The following is an 18,114-nucleotide window of genomic DNA, read 5'->3' on the forward strand; positions in this document are numbered from 1 at the left end:
ATGATCCTGCTCATCGACAATTACGACAGCTTCACCTGGAACCTCGTCCATTATCTCGGCGAGGAGGGGGCGCGGGTCGAGGTCCGGCGCAACGACAAGCTGACCGTGGCGGAGGCATTGTCGGCGGGCGCTGACGGCATCGTGATCTCTCCCGGACCCTGCGATCCCGCCCAGGCCGGGATCTGCGTCGATCTGATCCGCGCCGTGGCCGACCGCGGCGATCTGCCGCTCTTCGGGGTCTGCCTGGGCCACCAGGCGATCGGAGCGGCGTTCGGCGGCCGGATCGTGCGGGCGGGCCGGATCATGCATGGCAAGATCGACGCGGTCCACCATGACGAAAGCGGCGTGTTCGCAGGCTTGCCCTCGCCGCTGAATGCGACGCGCTATCATTCGCTGACCGTCGAACCCGACAGCCTGCCCGCCGCGCTTCGGGTGACGGCGACGGCAGTCGACGGCACGATCATGGGCATGATCCATCGCGACCTGCCCATCGAAGGGGTGCAGTTCCACCCCGAATCCATCGCCTCGGAGCATGGCCACGCCATGATCCGCAACTTCCTGAGCCGCTGCACATCCCCGGAAACCGCATGACGACCGATATCCGCCCGCTGATCGGGCTTGCCGCCGAACGCCCGCTGACCCAGGGCGAGGCCGACGCCGCCTTCGCCGCCCTGTTCGAGGGGGCGGCCACCCCCGCGCAGATCGGCGGGCTGCTCATGGCGATGCGGGTGCGCGGCGAGACGGTGGATGAAATGGCGGCGGCGACCGGCGCGATGCGGGCCCGGATGCACCGCATCACCGCGCCCGAGGGCGCGATGGACATTGTCGGCACAGGCGGGGACGGGCGCAAGACGCTGAACATCTCGACCGCCGCGGCGATCGTGGTGGCGGGCGCGGGCGTTCCGGTTGCCAAGCACGGCAACAAGGCGCTGTCCTCGAAGTCCGGCTCCGCCGACGCGCTGACCGAGCTTGGCATCAACATCGCGGCCACGCCGGCGCAGTCGCAGCGCGCCCTGGAGCGGAGCGGGATGTGCTTCATGATGGCCCCGGTCCACCACCCCGCCATGCGCCATGTCGGGGCGTCGCGGGCCGAGCTGGGGACGCGGACGATCTTCAACCTGCTGGGGCCGATGACCAACCCGGCCGGGGTCACGCGGCAGCTCACCGGCACATTCGACGCCAAATGGTGCCGCCCCATGGCCGCCACGCTGCGCGAGATGGGATCGGTCCACGCCTGGCTGCTGCACGGATCGGACGGCACCGACGAGCTGGCGATTTCCGGCGACAGTTTCGTGGTCGAGTTGAAAGACGGCGAGATCCGCGAATTCACCGTCACCCCCGAGGATGCCGGTCTGCCGCGGCATGATTTCTCCGGGATCGTCGGCGGGGATGCCGCGCATAACGCGGCGGCGCTGCGGGCGCTTCTGGCGGGCGAGAAAAACGCCTATCGCGATGCGGTTCTGCTGAACGCGGGCGCAGCACTCCTGGTGGCCGGGAAGGCAAGCGATCTGCGCAGCGGTGCCGAGATGGCGGCGGAGAGCATCGATTCCGGCGCGGCGGCGGCGCGCCTTGCCGCGCTGGCACGGGACGTGCCGCTGTGACACCGCCCGAGGCCTGGTCGCATCTGCCGTTCTTCTCCGCCCATTGGCCCGGCTTGCGCGCGCGGCTGCATGGCAGCGATTTCCTGCCCGGTCCGAAGGCGATCTTTCGCGCGCTCGCCATGACCCCGCCGGACGCCGTGCGCGTGGTGATCCTGGGCCAGGACCCCTATCCGATGCCGGGCCACGCGGACGGGCTGGCTTTTTCGGTCACACCGGACACCGCGCTGCCGCGATCCTTGAGAAATATCTTCAAGGAGATGGAGGACGACCTTCACGCAACGCCCGGCTGCGGCGATCTGAGCCATTGGGCGCGGCAGGGGGTGCTTCTCCTGAACAGCTCTCTCTCTGTCCTGCCGGGTCAGGCGGGCAGCCATGCGGGATGGGGCTGGGACCGGCTGGCGCGCGAGGCGGTGGCCGAGGCCCAACGCCACGGCAGGCTGGCCTTCATCCTCTGGGGCAATCACGCGCAGAAGGCCCTGGCCGGCCTGCCCCGCGACGACGATCTGCTGATCGCCAGCGCCCATCCCTCGCCGCTCTCGGCGCGGCGCGGGTTTTTCGGCTCGCAACCGTTTTCACGCGTGAATGACTGGCTGCGCGCGCGCGGCGAGGCCGAGATCGACTGGATCGGCCCGCGCTAGCGCAACTTCACGCTCAGCCGGGCGCCTTGCCCCCTGGCAGATCCCCGATGAGACGCAGAACGCCATCCACAGCGGCGGCACTGCGCGCCGCGATCTCGGCCTCGCCGGGGCGGGCCATCTCGCCAATGACGCGGCGAATCTGCCAATCCCCGATCAGCAGCGCCAGCAACCAGCCGGTCATCCGCTCGGCCTCGCCCGGCGCATCGGCGCAGAGCCGCGCCATCACCCGATCCAGCAGCGGCATCACCTGACCCCGCCCACCCGCCGAGATGGCGGCCCCGAGCCGTCCCGTGGCATCCGCCGCCGCGGCCCGGTTCAGCAGCACGGCGCGATCCCCGACCAGCATCCGCAACAGCACCGGCGCGGCGGCGCGCAGCGTGGCCTCGGGCGCGTCCGACCCGCTCAGCGCCGCCGTAAGCATGTCGCGGATCTCGGCCGCATTATCCTCGATCATCTGCGCGAACAGCCCGTCCTTGTCGCCATACCAGCGATACAGCGTCTCGTTCGACGCGCTCGCGGTCTTCGCCACGCGCAGCATGGACGTGCCGCCATAGCCATGTTCCGCCAGCAGCGCATATGCCGCAGCCGCAATAGTTTCGTGGCGCTTCTTCCGGTTCTCGTCCCGCATCGCTGCTCCAGCCCCATCTTGACACAAAGCGTACACATAAATACGCCAAACTCAAGACGTACACATCAATACAGTAACGGAGTGTCCTCATGCGCAGCCTCACCATCCCGCTGATCTTTCTTTCGCTGCTGCTGAGCGCGGCGATATTCGGGTTTTTCTACGCCTGGATCTGCTCCACCATGTGGGGCCTCGACCGGGCCGATCCGCGCACGGCCATCGCGGCGATGCAGGCGATGAATGCGTCGGTCCGCAATGCCGTCTTCTTTCCGGCGTTCTTCCTGACCCCTCTGGCGCTCGGCGCGGTGGCGCTTCTGCTATGGGGCACACAGCGCGGCCCAGGGCAGTGTTTCGCGGCGGCGGCGGTGGTCTATCTGCTGGGCGGGCTGATCCTGACCATGGCGGTGAATGTCCCGATGAACGAGGCATTGGCCAGCGTCGCCATCCCCGAGGAGCCCGCGGCGGCGGCGCGGATCTGGCAGGATTATTCGCGACCCTGGCAAATCTGGAACCAGATCCGCACGGCCGCATCCGGCATCGCGGTCCTGCTGGCGGCTTACGGCACCTATCTGCTCGACCGTCACGCGATCTGACGCGGCGCGCGGCGGGGCTTTCCTCGGGGCACGCGGCGGATTACTCTCCGCGGCATGGATATTCTCGACAAGATCAAGAGCTACAAGCTCGACGAAATCGCCGCCGCCAAGGCCGCGCGCCCGCAAGCCGCGATCGAGGCCGAGGCGCGGGCCGCGGACCCGCCGCGCGGCTTTTCGCAGGCGCTGCGCGACAGGGCGCAGGACGGCTATGCGCTGATCGCCGAAATCAAGAAGGCGAGCCCGTCCAAGGGGCTGATCCGCGCCGATTTCGACCCGCCCGCCCTCGCCCGCGCCTATGCGGCGGGCGGTGCCGCCTGCCTGTCGGTGCTGACCGATGCGCCTTCCTTTCAGGGCGCGCCCGATTATCTGCGTGCCGCCCGCGCCGCCTGCGATCTGCCGGTGCTGCGCAAGGATTTTCTCTATGATCCCTATCAGGTGGCCGAGGCGCGCAGTTGGGGCGCCGACTGCATCCTGATCATCATGGCCTCGGTCGATGACGCGCTTGCCGCCGAGCTGGAAGACGCGACGCATCACTGGGGCATGGACGCGCTGATCGAGGTGCATGATCGCGCCGAACTCGACCGGGCGTTGCGGCTGAGCTCGCCCCTGATCGGCGTAAACAACCGCAATCTCAAGAGTTTCGAGCTGGATCTTGCCACAACCGAGGCGCTCGCCCCGGCGCTGCCGCCGGACCGCGAACTGGTCTGCGAAAGCGGGCTGTTCCGCCGCGCCGATCTGGACCGGATGGCGCAGGCGGGTGCGCGGCGCTTCCTGATCGGGGAGAGCCTGATGCGTCAGCCCGACGTCACCGCCGCCACGCGCGACCTGCTGGGTGCGGCATGAGCCTGACCCATTTCGACGCCGCGGGCCAGGCCCATATGGTCGATGTCTCGGACAAGCCCGCCACTGCGCGCGAGGCCGTGGCCGAGGGCTGCGTGGTGATGTCCCCGGAGACGCTGGCCCTGGCACAAGGCGGCGCGGCCAAGGGCGATGTTCTGGGCGTGGCGCGGCTGGCCGGGATCATGGGGGCGAAGCGCACCGCCGATCTGATCCCGCTGTGCCACCCGCTGCCGATCACCAGGGTGGCACTCGATCTGGTCGCGGACGAGGCGCTGCCCGGCATCCGCATCACCGCCACGGTCCGCACCTCCGGCCAGACCGGGGTGGAGATGGAGGCGCTGACCGCCGTGACCACCGCCTGCCTGACGGTCTATGACATGCTGAAGGCCGCGGAGAAGGGCATGCGCCTCGAAAATATCCGGTTGCTCCGGAAGAGTGGCGGAAAATCAGGGGATTACGTGGCAGAATGATCACGGTCGAAGAGGCCCTGTCGCGCGTGCTCGCCCTCGCCCATCCAACGGCCGCAGAGGAGGTGGCGCTGGCTGACGCGCTCGACCGCGTTCTGGCGGAGCCGATCCGCGCCAGGCTCTCGCAGCCCCCGTTCAATGCCGCGGCGATGGACGGATACGCCCTTCGGACGGCGGATCTGGCCGATGATCTGACCGTGATCGGAGAGGCCGCCGCCGGCGCGCCCTGGACCGGCCGGCCGACCCCGCGCAGCACCGTGCGGATCTTCACCGGCGCGCCGGTGCCCGACGGCTACGACCATGTCGTGATGCAGGAGGATGTGGCGCGCGAGGGCGAGACCATCCGGGTCACCCAGCCGCAGAAGAACAGCAATATCCGCATGGAAGGATCTGATTTTAAGAGAAATTCCGATTTCGATCCGCAGCGGCCGCTGACCCCGCGCGACCTCGGCCTGATCGCCGCGATGAACCACGACCGGGTGCGGGTCCATCGCCGCCCGCGCGTCGCCGTGCTCGCCGGCGGGGATGAATTGGTCGCGCCGGGCACGCCGCTGAAGCCGGGCCAGATCGTCTGCTCTAATGACATCGCCATTGCCGCGATGGCCCGCCGCGCCGGGGCCGAGGCGCGTTGCCTGCCGATCGCCGCCGATGATGCGGACAGCTTGCTCGCGCGGTTTTCCGAGGCACAGGGCGCCGATCTGATCGTGACCATCGGCGGCGCATCGGTTGGAGATCACGACCTGATCGGCGCGGTGACGGAGCGGCTGGGGATGGAGCGGGCCTTCTACAAGGTGGCGATGCGGCCGGGAAAGCCGCTGATCGCCGGCAGGATCGGCAGCAGCGCCATGCTGGGGCTTCCGGGGAATCCCGTGTCTTCAATCGTTTGCGCGGAACTCTTCATGCGGCCGCTGCTGCGCGCCATGCAGGGGCTCGCGGCTGACCAAAAGCTGCGTCGTGCGATTCTGGGCCGCGACATCGCCGCGGAGGGCAAGCGCCAGCATTATCTGCGCGCCCGGCTTTCCGTCGAGGATGGCGAGGAGGTGGTCACCCCCTTCGACAGCCAGGATTCCGCCCGGCTTGGCCTGTTGGCGCAGGCGGATGCGCTGATGGTTCGCCCGGCCGGTGATCCGGCGCGGTATCGCGGGGACCAGGTCTCGTTCCTGCCCCTGTCTTAACGGTTTATTCATCGCCGGGCTGACAATCTGTTGACGCAAAAGCGAAACCATGCCAGAACATTTACCGAACGATGGTGCAACGGGTCCGGAACATGCTGACCAAGAAACAGATCGAATTGCTCGACTTCATCCAGAAACGCATGGCGCGGGACGGTGTGCCACCCTCGTTTGACGAGATGAAGATTGCCCTCGATCTGCGGTCGAAATCCGGCATTCACCGGCTGGTCACGGCGCTTGAGGAACGGGGATTCATCCGGCGTCTGCCGCATCGCGCGCGGGCGCTTGAGATCCTGCGCCTGCCCGATGCCCTGGCGAAATCGGCGCCCGGCTTCACCCCCCAGGTGATCGACGGCGATCGCAAGGCGCCTGCTGCCCCCCCGCGCGGGGCGATGCCCGTCAATGCCGCCGCCACGGAACTGCCGGTCATGGGGCGGATCGCGGCGGGTGTCCCGATCGAGGCGATTTCCGAGGTCTCGCACCATATCGCCGTGCCGGGCACCATGCTGAAGGGCAGCGACTCCCACTATGCGCTCGAGGTGAAGGGCGATTCGATGATCGAGGCGGGGATCAATGACGGCGACGTCGTCGTGATCCGCGAACAGGATGCGGCGCAGAACGGGGATATCGTCGTGGCGCTCGTCGAAGGGCACGAGGCGACGCTGAAATATTACCGTCGCAAGGGCGCGATGATTGCGCTCGAGGCCGCGAATCCCGCCTATGAGACACGTGTTCTGCCCGAAGGGAAGGTGCAGGTTCAGGGCCGTCTGGTCGGGCTGATCCGCAGCTACTGAGCCGGACGGGTTGCCTGCTGCCGACCATGAAACGGCCGCAGGGTCCGGTGTCGGGCGTGCTGCCTTGGCAATTTTCGGTCATGTCGCCTTGGCGGCAGTCACCATGCGGCTCGGTCGGCCGCCGCCAGTCTCGCCACCACTACCGGCACTGTCCGGACCTCAGCTGGGTGTGCCGCCCAACAGGCTCTGCCGTCTGCCCAACGCCAAGCCAGCCGTCTGAAAGGTCGCCGTCTGAAAGGTCGCCGTCTGACCGGCCGCCGTCTCCGCGGCCTACTCCGCCGAAATCGACGGCAGGCGCAGCCGGACCCGCTTGATGCGACGGGGATCGGCGTCAACCACCTCGAATTCGGCGCCGGATTCATGCGGGATCACCTCGCCGCGCACCGGAACCCGTCCGGTCAGCATGAAGATCAACCCGCCAAGCGTGTCGATATCGTCCTCGTCCTCGCCCGGCGCCAGGCGCAGACCGGTTTCCTGCTCCAACTCGTCCAGGGGCGCGCGGGCCTGCACCAGCCATTGGCCGGGCTTCTCGGACAGCCACAGCCCGCCCTCCGCCTCGTCATGCTCGTCCTCGATCTCCCCGATGACTTGCTCGATCAGGTCTTCGATGGTGACGAGACCGTCCACCCCGCCATATTCGTCGATCACCAGGGCCATGTGGATGCGGTCCTTCTGCATCTGCTGCAGCAGCACCCCGATCGGCATGGATGGCGGCACATAGAGCAGCGGCCGCAGCATCGGGCGCAGAGAGAACTTGCCGCTCGGCTTGGAGCCGAAGCCGTGTTTCAGCGCCAGGTCCTTGAGATGCACCAGCCCGAGCGGGCTGTCCAGCGTCCCCCGGAACACCGGAATGCGCGAGAACCCGTGTTCGCGGAACATCTCGACTAGCTCGTCCAGCGTGGCATTGACGGGCGCGGCCACGATCTCGACCTTGGGAATCGCCACGTCATCCACACGCATCCGGCGCAGATTGACCATGCCCGGCACGGCGGGCTGCGGCGCGCGATGCTCCTCGGCGATCTCGGGCAGTTCCTCGCCGCCCCCGAACGCCCCGAAGAGGCGGCCGAAAAACGTGCCCCGCGCGCTCGGCGTCTCGCCGTCCTCGCCGCCGGCCGCGTCGGGCCACCCGGCCGGGTCGGCCGCCGGATCGGCCACGGGGCCGGGACTTCGGGACGGGTCGCTGTTCATGTCACCTTCTCCTGATAAGGGTCGTCTATGCCGAGCGTCATCAGGATGGAACGCTCCGCGGCCTCCATGGTTTCGGCGTCCTTGTCATCCAGATGGTCATACCCCGCCAGATGCAGCATCGCATGAACCAGCAGATGGGTCACATGCGCGTCGAACGCCTTTCCCTGCGCCTCGGCCTCGCGCCGGCAGGTGTCATAGGAAATGGCGATATCGCCAAGCTCGTCCCCGGGCGGGCGCGGCGGATGGGCGCCGGGGGCGCGCGCGACATGTTCCGCCGCCGGCCAGGACAGCACGTTCGTCGGTGTCGGCTTGTCGCGGAAATCGGCGTTCAGCGCCGCGATGCGGGCGTCGTCGCAGCCCATCACGCAGAGATCGGCCTCCATGTCGAGCCAGGCCAGCACCGCGGCACCCGCCTTTCGTGAGAGCACCGCCAGCCCTGCGTCGTCCCAGCGGTCATCCTCGACAACCACGTCGATCTCAGCCATTGCCGCGATCCTGCCGCCCCGACGACCCCGGCGCACGGCGCGGCGCATAGCCGCCACGGGCCGGATCGTCGCCCCGGGCGAGCGCATCCGCATCGGCGGCGTCATAGGCCTCGATGATCCGCGCGACGAGATGGTGGCGCACCACGTCCTTGGCGGTGAAGTAGTTGAAGCTGATCCCCTTGACCCCGGCCAGGATCTTCTCGGCATCGACAAGCCCCGATTGCGTCCCGCGCGGCAGGTCGATCTGGGACCGGTCGCCGGTGATGACCATGCGCGAGCCCTCGCCCAGACGGGTCAGGAACATCTTCATCTGCATGGTCGAGGCGTTCTGCGCCTCGTCCAGAACCACGAACGCATTCGACAATGTGCGGCCGCGCATGAAGGCCAGCGGCGCGATCTCGATGCGCTTCTCCTCCATCAGCTTGGCGAGCTGCTTGCCGGGCAGGAAATCATTCAGCGCGTCATAGAGCGGCTGCATGTAAGGATCGACCTTTTCCTTCATGTCGCCCGGCAGGAACCCCAGCCGCTCCCCCGCCTCGACGGCCGGGCGCGACAGGATGATCCGGTCCACATGGCCGCCAATCAGCATGGTGACGCCCGCCGCCACGGCCAGATAGGTCTTGCCTGTGCCCGCCGGCCCGATCCCGAAGGCCATTTCATTCGCGAACAGGTTGCGGACGTAATCCTTCTGCGCATCGGTGCGCGGCTCGACCGTCTTCTTGCGGGTGCGCAGCTCGATCGGGCCGGAGCCGAACATCTCCAACTGCTCATCGGGCGAAAGCGAGGCGGGCTCTGCCTCCGGCCCCATGCGCAGCGCCGCGTCAATCTCTGCCGCGCCGACCGGGCGGCCCTGTTCCAGACGGGCATAAAGCGCGCGCAGCAACTGCGCCGCATCCGCCTGCGCCTGGCTTTCGCCCACCACCGCCAGCAGATTGCCCCGGCGCAGCACATGCACGCTCAGCGCGGATTCGATCTGCTGGAGATGCGCATCGGCCGGGCCGCACAGCTCGATCAGCAACCGGTTATCGGGGAATTCGAGCAGTGTCTCGCCCTGGCTGGCGGCAGATTGCGCGGCGGGGTCGGGTGCGGTCGGCGTCAGGCCCAAGGAGGTCTCCGGTTTGTGCTGTTGCCCATGGTGGGGCGCGCAAGGGGATTCCACAAGAGGCCGCGCGAATTTCCGCGCCGCTGTCACGGAAACTTCACCTTTCGGAGCTGGCACAGGCCCACGCGGGTCAGACGATCTCGCGCGGGTAGCGGCCACCGAGCGAGGTCAGGATCTCGTAGCCGATCGTGTTGATCGCAGCGGCCACGTCATCGACGGTCTGCACCGGCGAGATCAGGTCGAGCGCCTCGGGCACCTCCTCCAGCCCGGAGACATCGGCGGTGATCAGATCCATGGAGACCCGCCCCAGCACCGGGCAGCGTTGCGTGCCGGCCAGCAGGTCGATGCGCGCCGCCTGCCCGTCCGATGACAGCGCCCGGTGGATGCCGTCGGCATAGCCCGCCGCCACCGTCGCCACGCGGGTCGTTTTCGTCGCCGTCCAGGTATTGCCGTAGCCCACGCTCTCGCCCTCCAGCACCTCGCGGGTCTGGATCACCGGCAGCGACAGGCGCACCACAGGGCGTGCATCCGCGAAGGGCAGACCGCCATAGATGCCGATCCCGGCGCGGGTCATTTCGAAATGATACTCCGGCCCAAGCAGGATGCCTCCGGTTGCCGCCAGGCTGCGCGGCACGTCGATGCCGTCGGTCATCTCGCGGAAGGCGGTAAGCTGGCGGCGGTTCATCGGGTGGTCCGGCTCATCCGCGCAGGCGAGATGCGACATGACCAGCACCGGGCGCTGCGACAGCGCCTCATCGCGGATCGCGGCCCATTCGCCCGGCTCCATGCCCAGCCGGTTCATGCCGGTGTCAAGCTGGATGCCGAAGGGTCGGCCCGGCCGCATGGCGCGGTCGCGAAAGAACTGCTCGGCGCTGTTCAGCATCGGGATGGCGTCACCGGGATCGCTGCCCGCCATGTGGCCCGACAGCACGAAGATCCGCGCGTCGCCACCCACAGCCGCGCGCACCGGCGCGACCTCGCGCGTCAGGGCCACGAAGAAATCCCGCGCTCCCGCCGCGGCCAGGGCGGAGGCCACGACATCCGCCCCCAGCCCGTAGCCATTGGCCTTCACCACCGCCGCCGCCCGCGCTGACGGCGCGCGCTGCGCGAGCGCACGGTAATTCGCCTGGAGCGCGGCAAGATCGATCCGAAGTCCCATGCTCGCGCCATTGCGCGGACGGGAAGAAAGGTCAAGAAAATTCGCCGGTTTCGCCTCTGTCCATCCGCCGCATCCCGGTCCGATCCTGGCCGGCTCACATATGCTGCGCTTATGACGGTGTGCAGGTGACGCTGCGTCACACGCGGCGATCCGCACCAGGCCGATGATCCGTTCAGCCAAGGCTTGAATCGGAAGGTGGCGCGGATTAGGCGGGGCGTGACGGTGCCGCGCCGTCTGCCGCAGCCACGCCGCGGCATCTGCGAAGGTAATTATACGGTTTCAATTCGATGTTCGCGACTCGGTCCGCGTCCGCCCTGACCCTGTTTATGACCGCCCTGCCCGCCCTGGCGGAGGATCCGGTGCCCGAGGCGCTGCCGGTGCCGTCGGGGCAGACGGTCTACTGGCTCGACACGATCCGGGGCAATCCCGGCGCGCTCGGCCTGACCTATCGGTTCCGCTTCGTGGCGCCTGACCTGGCGATGCTGGTGCCGATGGCCGAACCCGCGCCCATGGACGACCTGACCGAGGAGGAGATGGCGGCCCTGCAGGATCTGGCCGCGACCGAGGCCGATCCCGGTGCCAGCATCCTCAGCGAGGCGCTCGGCGACGGGCTGATCGCGGCGGGAGAGCTGGACCAGCTTCCGACTATTTCCTTTCAGGGGATCGAGGCCGCCACCGAAGCCCTGGCCGCGCCACCGCCCGAGGACGAGATCGACGGCGATCCGTCGGTCAGCAATTTCGTGCTGCCCCGCGCCCCGGATTCGCTGGTACGCGACCCGATGCATGACGACATCGTGTGGCTCTGCGAGCATTTCGTCCTGCCGCGCCTCGCCAGCGCAGATCCCCGGCCGAGCGAGATCGTCATCTCGCTGTCGGACCGCCCGCTTGTCTCGACCGAGCTGGCACTTGGCGCGGTGCAGCTTTTCGAGGCGTTCAGCCTGCCCGCGGATCGCGACGAATGCGTCTGGGAGCCGTTCTGACCCTGATGCAACCCTGCCACAGATCGGCAGGCTCCTGCCGAGCCGCGGATGCCGCCGCTATCGCCGCGCGCGTTTCCTTCCTAGAATCGCGGCGCTCGGGCATCATGCCCCGGTGAAGCGACAAAAAGGGGCGCAAAGCCCCATCTTACAGGAGCAAACCATGACGAAACATATCGCGCTTGCCCTCATCGCCGTGGGCGTTCTGGCCGCATGCCAGCCCCGGCAGCCGGAAATCACCATGCCCGCCGCCCCGGCGCCGGTGACGCAGGAGCCCGTCTACCAGGGCAAGTACGGCGCGAACTGACGCCGACCCGGCGGGACGCGCGGGCGGCGATGCAGCCCGCATGTCCCGCCGAACGGAACTGAGACCATGCAGAAACATCGCGGCTTTCCGTCCCGCCTGCCCTCGACCGATTATCAATTCACCATCCGGCGCGCCAATCCCAAGGGCGCCACCAAGCTGATCGCGCGAGAGCGGTTCCGCGACCGCAGCCCGGCCGACCGCCGCGCCGATGCGGGCTTTCTGGCCGCGCTGATCGAGCATTTCGGCGAAGAGGAATTCACGCGCGGCAATCTCGACGCCGGGCGGCTGTCCTGGTTGCTGGGGCGCGAGGTCGTGGCGGTTGGCAAGCTCGATCCGACCGATTACGACCAGATGCTGCGGGTCGATCTGGCCAAGGCGCAGGCCGGTTTTCCCGAGATCTTCGCCGCCGATGAAGACGAAACCGGCTGGGAGGCCGAGGCGGATGACGCATTCGACGATGACTGGGACGAGGACCGGAACTGATCCTGCCCATGAGCAGGGTGCCGCTTCTCTCCATCCTTTCACGAGGTTGTCAGTTTCAACTGATAATCTGCTGTGGCAGGTTTGACAGCGCAAACAGAAATGCCCGCAAACGGGCGACTTGAAGAAGGCAGTGCATACATGCAGATCAAGACTTCCCTCCGCCTCGCTGGCGCCGCCCTGGCCATTGCCGGGCTGTCCGCCTGTGCCCAAGGCCCCTACGGTGGCGGCACCTATATGTCGGCCGATACGCAGCGCGCGCTTGTCGGCGCCGGTGCTGGCGCCGTCGCCGCCAAGGCGTTCGACGAAGATGTCGGAACCGGCGCGGTTCTGGGTGCCGCCGCGGGCGCGCTGTGCGACGACGCCGGCGTTTGCGCCCCGCAGTAAGAATTTACGGCCATGCGGCCGCGCATCCCGCGGCCGCCGCCTTGTCCCCGGCCGGACCTGCCCCGTGAGGCAGGCCGCGCCGCTCAGTCAGAGTTCATAATCATGTCCAAGATTACCTTTGCCGCGCCAGCGGCGTTGCTCGCGCTTGCGGTTGCAGGCTGCACCCAGAACATCAACCCGACCGACGTGGATCGCGCCGCGATCGGCGCCGCCGCAGGGGCGACCATCGCCCATGTCGCCGGCAAGGACGAAAGCGACGTCTACAAGGGCGCGGCCATCGGGGCTGCCGCCGGCGCGCTATGCAACGATGCGCGGGTCTGCCAGTAAGACCTCCGGCACCTGGAGCTGACCATGATGCGCCGCCCCGGCCACCCGCCGCGGGCGGCGTTTCGTTTTCCGTGGCTTGCGGCCGGGGGCGATGCGGCTAACATCGCCCTGCCCGCACCCCGTCCGCGCGGCAGAAGGACCGTGACTGCCAGATGACCGCCCCGCTCGACCAGTTCCTTGCCCCGCAGGCGCAATCGGCGATGATTGCCGGACTGTTCCTGGCCGCGGGCTGGTGGGTGGTGGCATTGCAGAACCGCCGCCGCGACAACAAGCACCGCGCGGAGCGCATCCGCGACGTGCAGCGCGCGATCTTCGCCGAGATCCGGGCCTATATCGCGGTGCTGGAACGCGACCGCATCGCCGAATATGGCGAGGAGATCGCGCGGCGCATCGAATCGGAAACCGGGTATTTCCCGGTCATCCCGACCGAGCATAACGACGCCATCTTTCGCGCGATTGTCGGAGAGCTGCATATCCTGCCGCGTGGCACGGTCGATCCGGTGGTGCTGTATTACAGCCAGTTGAATGCCATCGGCGCGATGATCGCCGATCTGCGCGGGCTCGACCTGGACCGAATCGGGCCAGAGCGCGCGGGCGCGATGTATCGGGATTATATCTCGATGAAACTGGGCGCGATCGAGCTGGGAGAGGCCGCGATGACGGCCATCCGCTCGAATATCGACGGAACCGGGCGGATCAGTAGCCCGGACGGGGACCGGTCCGGACCGTGATCGGCTTGGGCTTGTAAGCTGCGGACATGGCGCAAACTCCCTTCTGTCCCCTGATATATAGGTGATTGCGCGGCATTTCGCAATCTGCACGGAGGAAAGGGCGCAACAGCCGCACAGCAATCAGTCCGACAGGCCGACCTGGCCGATCTCCTCGCGCCGCAAGGGGAACTTGTCGATGGCGCGCCAGATCGAGCGCACGCTCCAGGGCGAGGGCTTGCGCTGCTCGACCTGGCCGTCCTTGTCCATGATGACCAGCGAGAACCCGGTGGGGTGCAGGTTCTGCCGCCAGATGCTGCGGGCGGCGGGGTCGGTGTCGGTGATGACCACCACATCGCGCTGAACCAGCGGGTCGGGCCGGTCGCGCAGCGCCTGCAACTGGGTGCGGAAGGCCGGATCGGCGGCGGTGTTGGCAAAGACCACGACCGGCCGGGCCTGCCACAGGAACTCCTCCGGCGTTACCTCGCTGGCGGGCAGGATGCGCAGGATCTCGGCATCGGACGGGCGGGGCGCGGGCGGGTTGCGCGATTGCGCCGCGTCCACCTCGGCGGGGGACGGCGGATTGACCCGCGACGGCGGCGCCGGATCGCCGCCGGAACCCATCGCCCCGACCGCCAGCACCGCAATGGCGAGCTTCACAATATGGCGCATGTCACCCTCATCTCTTCAGCATATAGTCAGGTCGGCGCGCGGCAAAAGGATCAGCCGCCGCTTTCCCCTGGGGAAGCGCATGAATTTCCCGCGATCCGGGTGCAGACAAGACGGCCGGGCTTGGGTAGGAGTCGTGCCATGACCATGCCGCGCACCCCCGACCGCCTGCCCGACGAGTTCGCCATCGCCATTGGCCATGCGATTTCCGGTTTCGGCTTTCTGGAAGAGGCGCTGAAACGCGCCATCTTCGCGCTGTCGCGCAACGGGCTGGGGGATGACCCCGATGACCGGGCGCTGAAATCCTGGCTGCAACGGATGGAGGACGTGGCCGACGACACGCTCGGCACGCTGATCGACCAGTTCGTCAAGCAGATGTCGCGCGCCGAGGTCAGCGGCAGCGACCGGCTGGCCGGGGATCTGCGCGTGATCCGCCGCGCCCGCAACATGCTGTGCCATGCCTCCTGGAAGCCGGTTCCGGGCAGCCCCCGCTGGCATCCGGCCTTTCTGAACACCAAGGGAGAGGCCTTTCCCGACAATCTCGGCCCCGAGGATATCACCCGTATCCACAGCGACACGCTGGACGCGGCGGCGCGCGTCGTGGCGATCATGCGCGCCACCGGGATCGAGGGCGGCTGGATCGGCCAGGACGACGACTGAGCGCAGCCGCGCCACATCGCGCCTGCTGGCTGTCACAGCCGCGTTGCAACCCATCGCCGGGCGCGATAACACCCTGCCAACGCTAGATGAGAGGCTTTCATGTCCGCCCCCTTACGGCTTGGCATCGCCGGGCTCGGCACCGTCGGGATCGGTGTCGTCAAGATCATCCAGAAACATGCCGATCTGATCGCGGCGCGGTCCGGCCGGGCGATTACCGTCACCGCGGTCAGCGCCCGCGACCGGCTGAAGAACCGCGATGCCGACCTGTCCGCCTATGAATGGGTGGCCGACCCCGTGGAACTGGCCAAGCGCGACGATGTCGATCTCTATGTCGAACTGATCGGCGGGGAGTCCGGCGTGGCCCGCGAATCCGTCGAAGCGGCGCTGCGCGCGGGCAAGGATGTCGTCACCGCCAACAAGGCGCTGCTGGCGATGCATGGGCAATCCCTGTCCGAACTGGCCGAGGCCGAGGGCCGTGTCATCCGCTTCGAGGCCGCGGTGGCCGGCGGCATCCCGGTCATCAAGACCATGACGGAGTCGCTCGCCGGCAACCGGCTGGAACGTGTGATGGGGGTGATGAACGGCACCTGCAACTATATCCTGACCCGCATGGAGAGCGCCGGTCTGCCCTATGAGGCGGTGTTCGAGGAGGCGCGGCAACTGGGGTATCTCGAGGCCGATCCGACACTGGATGTGGGCGGGATCGATGCCAGCCACAAGCTCGCCATCCTGTCCTCCATCGCCTTCGGTACGCAGGTCGATTTCAGCGCCGTCGAGATCGAGGGGATCGAGCGGGTGTCGATCGACGATATCCGCCGCGCCGCCGATATGGGGTATCGCATCAAGCTGCTCGGCGTGGCGCAGATGACCGCCCGCGGGCTGGAACAGCGCATGTCGCCCTGTCTGGTCCCCGCCGAGAGCCCGATCGGGCAGTTGCAGGGCGGCACCAACATGGTCGTGGTGGAGGGCGACAGCGTCGGCCAGATCGTGCTGCGCGGGGCGGGCGCGGGCGAAGGCCCGACGGCGAGCGCGGTGATGTCCGATATCGTGGAACTCGCGCGCGGCGTGCGCGTGCCGGTCTTCGGCCAGCCCGCGACGGGGCTGAAGAAGGCGCTACCGGCGCGGACCGCCGTGCCCGCCGCCTATTACCTGCGCCTGGCCCTTCTGGACAAGCCCGGCGCACTGGCCAAGGTGGCGAGCGTGCTGGGCGATGCCGGCATCTCGATTCACCGGATGCGGCAATATGACCACGAGGACGGGCCGGCCCCGGTGCTGATCGTGACCCACAAGACCACGCCCGACGCCATCGACCACGCCATCGAAATGCTGCCGAAAACCGGCGTCATCGCGGAAGACCCGGTCGAGCTGCGCATCGAGGAAGTCTGACCCGCCCTGCCCGACCCGCGCCGCCGCTATGCCGGGCGGGGCGATCATGCTAGGCTGCCGCCATGAGCCGCGATGCCGTCAACGCGATCTGCAAGACCCTGCCGGGGGCGGAACATTCCGATCCCTGGGGCGGCGGGCATGATTGCTGGAAGATCGGCGGCAAGATCTTCGCGCTGATCGGTGCGGCCGAGGATCGCGTCTCGGTCAAATGCGACAGCATCGACACGGCGCAGATGCTGATCGAGGCCGGTGTGGCGACCAAGGCCCCCTATATGCATCGAAGCTGGGTCGCCCTGCCCTGCGATGCCGCGGCGGATGAACTCGAACACCGCATCACCCAATCCTACCGGCTGATCCGTGCCTCGCTGACCCGCAAGGCGCAGGCGGCGCTCGCCCCGCTCGATTGAGCGCGGCTCAGCGGAACAGGATCATGCTGGCCGGCGACCAGCCGACCGTCACCCGTGCGCCCACATCGGGAATGTCGCGGCCGAACACGTTGCGCATGGAGATGCGGACCGGCTCCGACGTGGTGCCGTCTTCCTCGTCCAGCCGGACATCGTAATAGGTCATGTCGCCGTAATAGACGACCTCGTCGATGACGCCCCCGCTCTGGCGCGGGGCGTTCTGCGGCTGGCCTTCGGGAAACACGTTCACCGCCTCGGGGCGGAAGCCGATCATCGGCGCGCTGTCGGTTTCGTTCTTTGTGGCGATCTGCGCGGCCGGGATGTCGATCTCGCCCAGCCCCTCGACATCGACACGCAGCGTTTCGCCCTGCTCTTCGACGATGGTGGCGGACAGGAAATTCATCACCCCGATGAAATCGGCCACGCGGCGGCTTTTCGGCCGGGCATAGAGCGTCTCCGGCTCGTCAAGCTGGGCGATCCCGCCCTCGAACATCACCGCGATCCGGTCGGACATCACAAGCGCCTCTTCCTGGTCATGGGTGACCAGAACGAAGGTGATCCCGACCTGACGCTGCAGCTTGATGAGTTCGACCTGCATCTGCTCGCGCATCTTGCGGTCGAGCGCCGAGAGCGGTTCATCCAGCAGCAGCACCTCGGGCTTGAGGATCAGCGCGCGCGCGAGGGCCACACGCTGCCGCTGACCGCCCGACAGCGCATGGGCAGCGCGCGCGCCGTAGCCAGTCAGCCCGACCATCGCCAGCGCCTCCTCGACCGCTTCGTCCTTTTCGGCCCGCTTGCGCGGATCCCGGCGCAGGCCGAAGGCGACATTCTGGGCAACGGTCAGATGCGGAAAGATCGCATAGGACTGGAACACCATGTTGGTCGGCCGCTTGTTGGCCGGGACATGCGCCATATCCTTGCCGTCGATCAGCACCACGCCCGAGGAAATATCCTCGAACCCGGCGATGACGCGCAGCAGCGTGGTCTTGCCGCAGCCGGACGGGCCCAGGAGCGAGAAGAACTCGCCCGCGCGGATGGTCAGGTCGATCCCGCGCAGCGCGTGATAATCGCCGTAATATTTATGCACGTCGCGGCATTCGATCATCGGGCGCGCCGCCTGCAGCGCGGCCGAGCGCCCGGCGGCCT

General features: G+C 67.8%; 24 protein-coding genes. 17 read left to right on the forward strand and 7 right to left on the reverse strand.

Annotated features, from left to right (window positions below; genetic code table 11):
- Genes BLT73_RS05945 through BLT73_RS05955 form a run of 3 tightly spaced genes read left to right on the forward strand, consistent with a single transcriptional unit; the run spans nt 1 to nt 2,239 of the window.
- Nucleotides 1–591, forward strand: a complete 591-nt coding sequence (locus tag BLT73_RS05945) for an anthranilate synthase component II (RefSeq protein WP_090521716.1) — start codon at nt 1–3, stop codon at nt 589–591.
- Nucleotides 588–1,601: an anthranilate phosphoribosyltransferase gene (trpD, locus tag BLT73_RS05950; RefSeq protein WP_090521718.1), complete on the forward strand. Its 1,014-nt coding sequence runs from the start codon at nt 588–590 to the stop codon at nt 1,599–1,601. Before BLT73_RS05945 ends, trpD begins: the two co-directional genes overlap by 4 nt.
- Nucleotides 1,598–2,239 carry a uracil-DNA glycosylase gene (locus BLT73_RS05955; RefSeq protein WP_090521720.1) on the forward strand — a complete coding sequence of 214 codons (642 nt, stop codon included), beginning with the start codon at nt 1,598–1,600 and terminating at the stop codon, nt 2,237–2,239. Before trpD ends, BLT73_RS05955 begins: the two co-directional genes overlap by 4 nt.
- Before the next feature lie 13 nt (nt 2,240–2,252).
- Here the strand turns inward: BLT73_RS05955 and BLT73_RS17770 are convergent, their stop codons facing one another.
- On the reverse strand, nt 2,253–2,867 hold the full coding sequence (locus BLT73_RS17770; RefSeq protein WP_090521721.1) for a TetR/AcrR family transcriptional regulator: 615 nt from the start codon (nt 2,865–2,867) through the stop codon (nt 2,253–2,255).
- An 89-nt stretch (nt 2,868–2,956) separates the two neighbouring features.
- On the opposite strand from BLT73_RS17770, the gene BLT73_RS05965 reads away from it, so the two are divergent.
- The 5 genes from BLT73_RS05965 (at nt 2,957) to lexA (ending at nt 6,730) form a co-directional block, all read left to right on the forward strand.
- Entirely contained in the window at nt 2,957–3,457 is a 501-nt protein-coding gene (locus BLT73_RS05965) for an anthrone oxygenase family protein (RefSeq protein ID WP_090521724.1), read from the forward strand.
- Between the two features lie 54 nt (nt 3,458–3,511).
- Nucleotides 3,512–4,300 (forward strand): indole-3-glycerol phosphate synthase TrpC, encoded by a 789-nt coding sequence (gene trpC, locus BLT73_RS05970; RefSeq protein ID WP_090521726.1) that lies wholly within the window; start codon nt 3,512–3,514, stop codon nt 4,298–4,300.
- Nucleotides 4,297–4,767, forward strand: a complete 471-nt coding sequence (moaC, locus tag BLT73_RS05975; RefSeq protein WP_090521728.1) for a cyclic pyranopterin monophosphate synthase MoaC — start codon at nt 4,297–4,299, stop codon at nt 4,765–4,767. The genes trpC and moaC overlap by 4 nt, the downstream gene beginning before the upstream one ends.
- A complete protein-coding gene (locus BLT73_RS05980) occupies nt 4,764–5,939 on the forward strand; it encodes a molybdopterin molybdotransferase MoeA (RefSeq protein WP_090521730.1) in 1,176 nt (391 codons plus the stop codon). Before moaC ends, BLT73_RS05980 begins: the two co-directional genes overlap by 4 nt.
- A gap of 92 nt (nt 5,940–6,031) precedes the next feature.
- Nucleotides 6,032–6,730, forward strand: a complete 699-nt coding sequence (lexA, locus tag BLT73_RS05985) for a transcriptional repressor LexA (protein ID WP_090521941.1) — start codon at nt 6,032–6,034, stop codon at nt 6,728–6,730.
- 270 nt (nt 6,731–7,000) lie between these two features.
- Here lexA and BLT73_RS05990 read toward each other — a convergent pair whose 3' ends face one another.
- The 4 genes from BLT73_RS05990 to alr form a co-directional block, all read right to left on the reverse strand.
- A complete protein-coding gene (locus BLT73_RS05990; protein WP_090521732.1) occupies nt 7,001–7,918 on the reverse strand; it encodes a hemolysin family protein in 918 nt (305 codons plus the stop codon).
- Nucleotides 7,915–8,403, reverse strand: coding sequence for an rRNA maturation RNase YbeY (gene ybeY, locus BLT73_RS05995; protein WP_090521733.1), 489 nt, complete (start codon nt 8,401–8,403; stop codon nt 7,915–7,917). Before ybeY ends, BLT73_RS05990 begins: the two co-directional genes overlap by 4 nt.
- On the reverse strand, nt 8,396–9,508 hold the full coding sequence (locus BLT73_RS06000) for a PhoH family protein (RefSeq protein ID WP_090521735.1): 1,113 nt from the start codon (nt 9,506–9,508) through the stop codon (nt 8,396–8,398). Before BLT73_RS06000 ends, ybeY begins: the two co-directional genes overlap by 8 nt.
- 127 nt (nt 9,509–9,635) lie before the next feature.
- Nucleotides 9,636–10,664: an alanine racemase gene (gene alr / locus BLT73_RS06005; protein WP_090521737.1), complete on the reverse strand. Its 1,029-nt coding sequence runs from the start codon at nt 10,662–10,664 to the stop codon at nt 9,636–9,638.
- A 326-nt stretch (nt 10,665–10,990) separates the two neighbouring features.
- On the opposite strand from alr, the gene BLT73_RS06010 reads away from it, so the two are divergent.
- The 6 genes from BLT73_RS06010 (at nt 10,991) to BLT73_RS06030 (ending at nt 13,873) form a co-directional block, all read left to right on the forward strand.
- Nucleotides 10,991–11,644 (forward strand): DUF6497 family protein, encoded by a 654-nt coding sequence (locus BLT73_RS06010; RefSeq protein ID WP_143025634.1) that lies wholly within the window; start codon nt 10,991–10,993, stop codon nt 11,642–11,644.
- A gap of 160 nt (nt 11,645–11,804) precedes the next feature.
- The gene (locus BLT73_RS17240; RefSeq protein ID WP_176804946.1) at nt 11,805–11,948 is read left to right on the forward strand and encodes a hypothetical protein; all 144 of its coding nucleotides are present in this window, start codon (nt 11,805–11,807) and stop codon (nt 11,946–11,948) included.
- Between the two features lie 66 nt (nt 11,949–12,014).
- On the forward strand, nt 12,015–12,431 hold the full coding sequence (locus tag BLT73_RS06015; protein ID WP_090521740.1) for a hypothetical protein: 417 nt from the start codon (nt 12,015–12,017) through the stop codon (nt 12,429–12,431).
- Between the two features lie 138 nt (nt 12,432–12,569).
- The gene (locus BLT73_RS06020) at nt 12,570–12,815 is read left to right on the forward strand and encodes a hypothetical protein (RefSeq protein WP_090521744.1); all 246 of its coding nucleotides are present in this window, start codon (nt 12,570–12,572) and stop codon (nt 12,813–12,815) included.
- Between the two features lie 102 nt (nt 12,816–12,917).
- Nucleotides 12,918–13,142, forward strand: coding sequence for a YMGG-like glycine zipper-containing protein (locus BLT73_RS06025; RefSeq protein WP_090521746.1), 225 nt, complete (start codon nt 12,918–12,920; stop codon nt 13,140–13,142).
- Nucleotides 13,143–13,294: 152 nt separating this feature from the next.
- On the forward strand, nt 13,295–13,873 hold the full coding sequence (locus tag BLT73_RS06030; protein WP_090521748.1) for a hypothetical protein: 579 nt from the start codon (nt 13,295–13,297) through the stop codon (nt 13,871–13,873).
- 120 nt (nt 13,874–13,993) lie between these two features.
- Here BLT73_RS06030 and BLT73_RS06035 read toward each other — a convergent pair whose 3' ends face one another.
- Complete coding sequence (locus tag BLT73_RS06035; RefSeq protein WP_176804948.1) at nt 13,994–14,521, reverse strand: DUF4174 domain-containing protein; 528 nt, start codon at nt 14,519–14,521, stop codon at nt 13,994–13,996.
- A 138-nt stretch (nt 14,522–14,659) separates the two neighbouring features.
- Here BLT73_RS06035 and BLT73_RS06040 point away from each other — a divergent pair, with 138 nt between their 5' ends.
- The 3 genes from BLT73_RS06040 to BLT73_RS06050 all read left to right on the forward strand — a co-directional run bounded on the left by BLT73_RS06040 (nt 14,660) and on the right by BLT73_RS06050 (nt 16,971).
- Entirely contained in the window at nt 14,660–15,178 is a 519-nt protein-coding gene (locus tag BLT73_RS06040) for a hypothetical protein (RefSeq protein WP_090521750.1), read from the forward strand.
- Between the two features lie 99 nt (nt 15,179–15,277).
- Nucleotides 15,278–16,564: a homoserine dehydrogenase gene (locus BLT73_RS06045; RefSeq protein ID WP_090521752.1), complete on the forward strand. Its 1,287-nt coding sequence runs from the start codon at nt 15,278–15,280 to the stop codon at nt 16,562–16,564.
- Nucleotides 16,565–16,626: 62 nt separating this feature from the next.
- A complete protein-coding gene (locus BLT73_RS06050; protein ID WP_090521753.1) occupies nt 16,627–16,971 on the forward strand; it encodes an MmcQ/YjbR family DNA-binding protein in 345 nt (114 codons plus the stop codon).
- A 7-nt stretch (nt 16,972–16,978) separates the two neighbouring features.
- On the opposite strand, the gene BLT73_RS06055 is transcribed toward BLT73_RS06050, so the two are convergent.
- Nucleotides 16,979–18,073 (reverse strand): ABC transporter ATP-binding protein, encoded by a 1,095-nt coding sequence (locus BLT73_RS06055; protein WP_090521945.1) that lies wholly within the window; start codon nt 18,071–18,073, stop codon nt 16,979–16,981.
- Nucleotides 18,074–18,114 lie beyond the last annotated feature (41 nt).

The sequence above is a fragment of the Paracoccus isoporae genome (assembly GCF_900101865.1).
GTDB lineage: Bacteria > Pseudomonadota > Alphaproteobacteria > Rhodobacterales > Rhodobacteraceae > Paracoccus > Paracoccus isoporae.

What these genes read in the sequence shown, in the direction of transcription:
- BLT73_RS05990 (WP_090521732.1), bottom strand. Translation starts at nt 7,918, where the DNA reads ATGAACAGCGACCCGTCCCGAAGTCCCGGCCCCGTGGCCGATCCGGCG.
- BLT73_RS06010 (WP_143025634.1), top strand. Translation starts at nt 10,991, where the DNA reads ATGACCGCCCTGCCCGCCCTGGCGGAGGATCCGGTGCCCGAGGCGCTG.
- BLT73_RS06045 (WP_090521752.1), top strand. Translation starts at nt 15,278, where the DNA reads ATGTCCGCCCCCTTACGGCTTGGCATCGCCGGGCTCGGCACCGTCGGG.
- BLT73_RS06020 (WP_090521744.1), top strand. Translation starts at nt 12,570, where the DNA reads ATGCAGATCAAGACTTCCCTCCGCCTCGCTGGCGCCGCCCTGGCCATT.
- trpD (WP_090521718.1), top strand. Translation starts at nt 588, where the DNA reads ATGACGACCGATATCCGCCCGCTGATCGGGCTTGCCGCCGAACGCCCG.
- moaC (WP_090521728.1), top strand. Translation starts at nt 4,297, where the DNA reads ATGAGCCTGACCCATTTCGACGCCGCGGGCCAGGCCCATATGGTCGAT.
- BLT73_RS17240 (WP_176804946.1), top strand. Translation starts at nt 11,805, where the DNA reads ATGACGAAACATATCGCGCTTGCCCTCATCGCCGTGGGCGTTCTGGCC.
- BLT73_RS05945 (WP_090521716.1), top strand. Translation starts at nt 1, where the DNA reads ATGATCCTGCTCATCGACAATTACGACAGCTTCACCTGGAACCTCGTC.
- BLT73_RS05965 (WP_090521724.1), top strand. Translation starts at nt 2,957, where the DNA reads ATGCGCAGCCTCACCATCCCGCTGATCTTTCTTTCGCTGCTGCTGAGC.
- trpC (WP_090521726.1), top strand. Translation starts at nt 3,512, where the DNA reads ATGGATATTCTCGACAAGATCAAGAGCTACAAGCTCGACGAAATCGCC.
- BLT73_RS06025 (WP_090521746.1), top strand. Translation starts at nt 12,918, where the DNA reads ATGTCCAAGATTACCTTTGCCGCGCCAGCGGCGTTGCTCGCGCTTGCG.
- BLT73_RS06050 (WP_090521753.1), top strand. Translation starts at nt 16,627, where the DNA reads ATGAGCCGCGATGCCGTCAACGCGATCTGCAAGACCCTGCCGGGGGCG.
- BLT73_RS06030 (WP_090521748.1), top strand. Translation starts at nt 13,295, where the DNA reads ATGACCGCCCCGCTCGACCAGTTCCTTGCCCCGCAGGCGCAATCGGCG.
- ybeY (WP_090521733.1), bottom strand. Translation starts at nt 8,403, where the DNA reads ATGGCTGAGATCGACGTGGTTGTCGAGGATGACCGCTGGGACGACGCA.
- BLT73_RS17770 (WP_090521721.1), bottom strand. Translation starts at nt 2,867, where the DNA reads ATGCGGGACGAGAACCGGAAGAAGCGCCACGAAACTATTGCGGCTGCG.
- BLT73_RS06015 (WP_090521740.1), top strand. Translation starts at nt 12,015, where the DNA reads ATGCAGAAACATCGCGGCTTTCCGTCCCGCCTGCCCTCGACCGATTAT.
- BLT73_RS06055 (WP_090521945.1), bottom strand. Translation starts at nt 18,073, where the DNA reads ATGATCGAATGCCGCGACGTGCATAAATATTACGGCGATTATCACGCG.
- BLT73_RS05980 (WP_090521730.1), top strand. Translation starts at nt 4,764, where the DNA reads ATGATCACGGTCGAAGAGGCCCTGTCGCGCGTGCTCGCCCTCGCCCAT.
- BLT73_RS06035 (WP_176804948.1), bottom strand. Translation starts at nt 14,521, where the DNA reads ATGCGCCATATTGTGAAGCTCGCCATTGCGGTGCTGGCGGTCGGGGCG.
- BLT73_RS06040 (WP_090521750.1), top strand. Translation starts at nt 14,660, where the DNA reads ATGACCATGCCGCGCACCCCCGACCGCCTGCCCGACGAGTTCGCCATC.
- lexA (WP_090521941.1), top strand. Translation starts at nt 6,032, where the DNA reads ATGCTGACCAAGAAACAGATCGAATTGCTCGACTTCATCCAGAAACGC.
- alr (WP_090521737.1), bottom strand. Translation starts at nt 10,664, where the DNA reads ATGGGACTTCGGATCGATCTTGCCGCGCTCCAGGCGAATTACCGTGCG.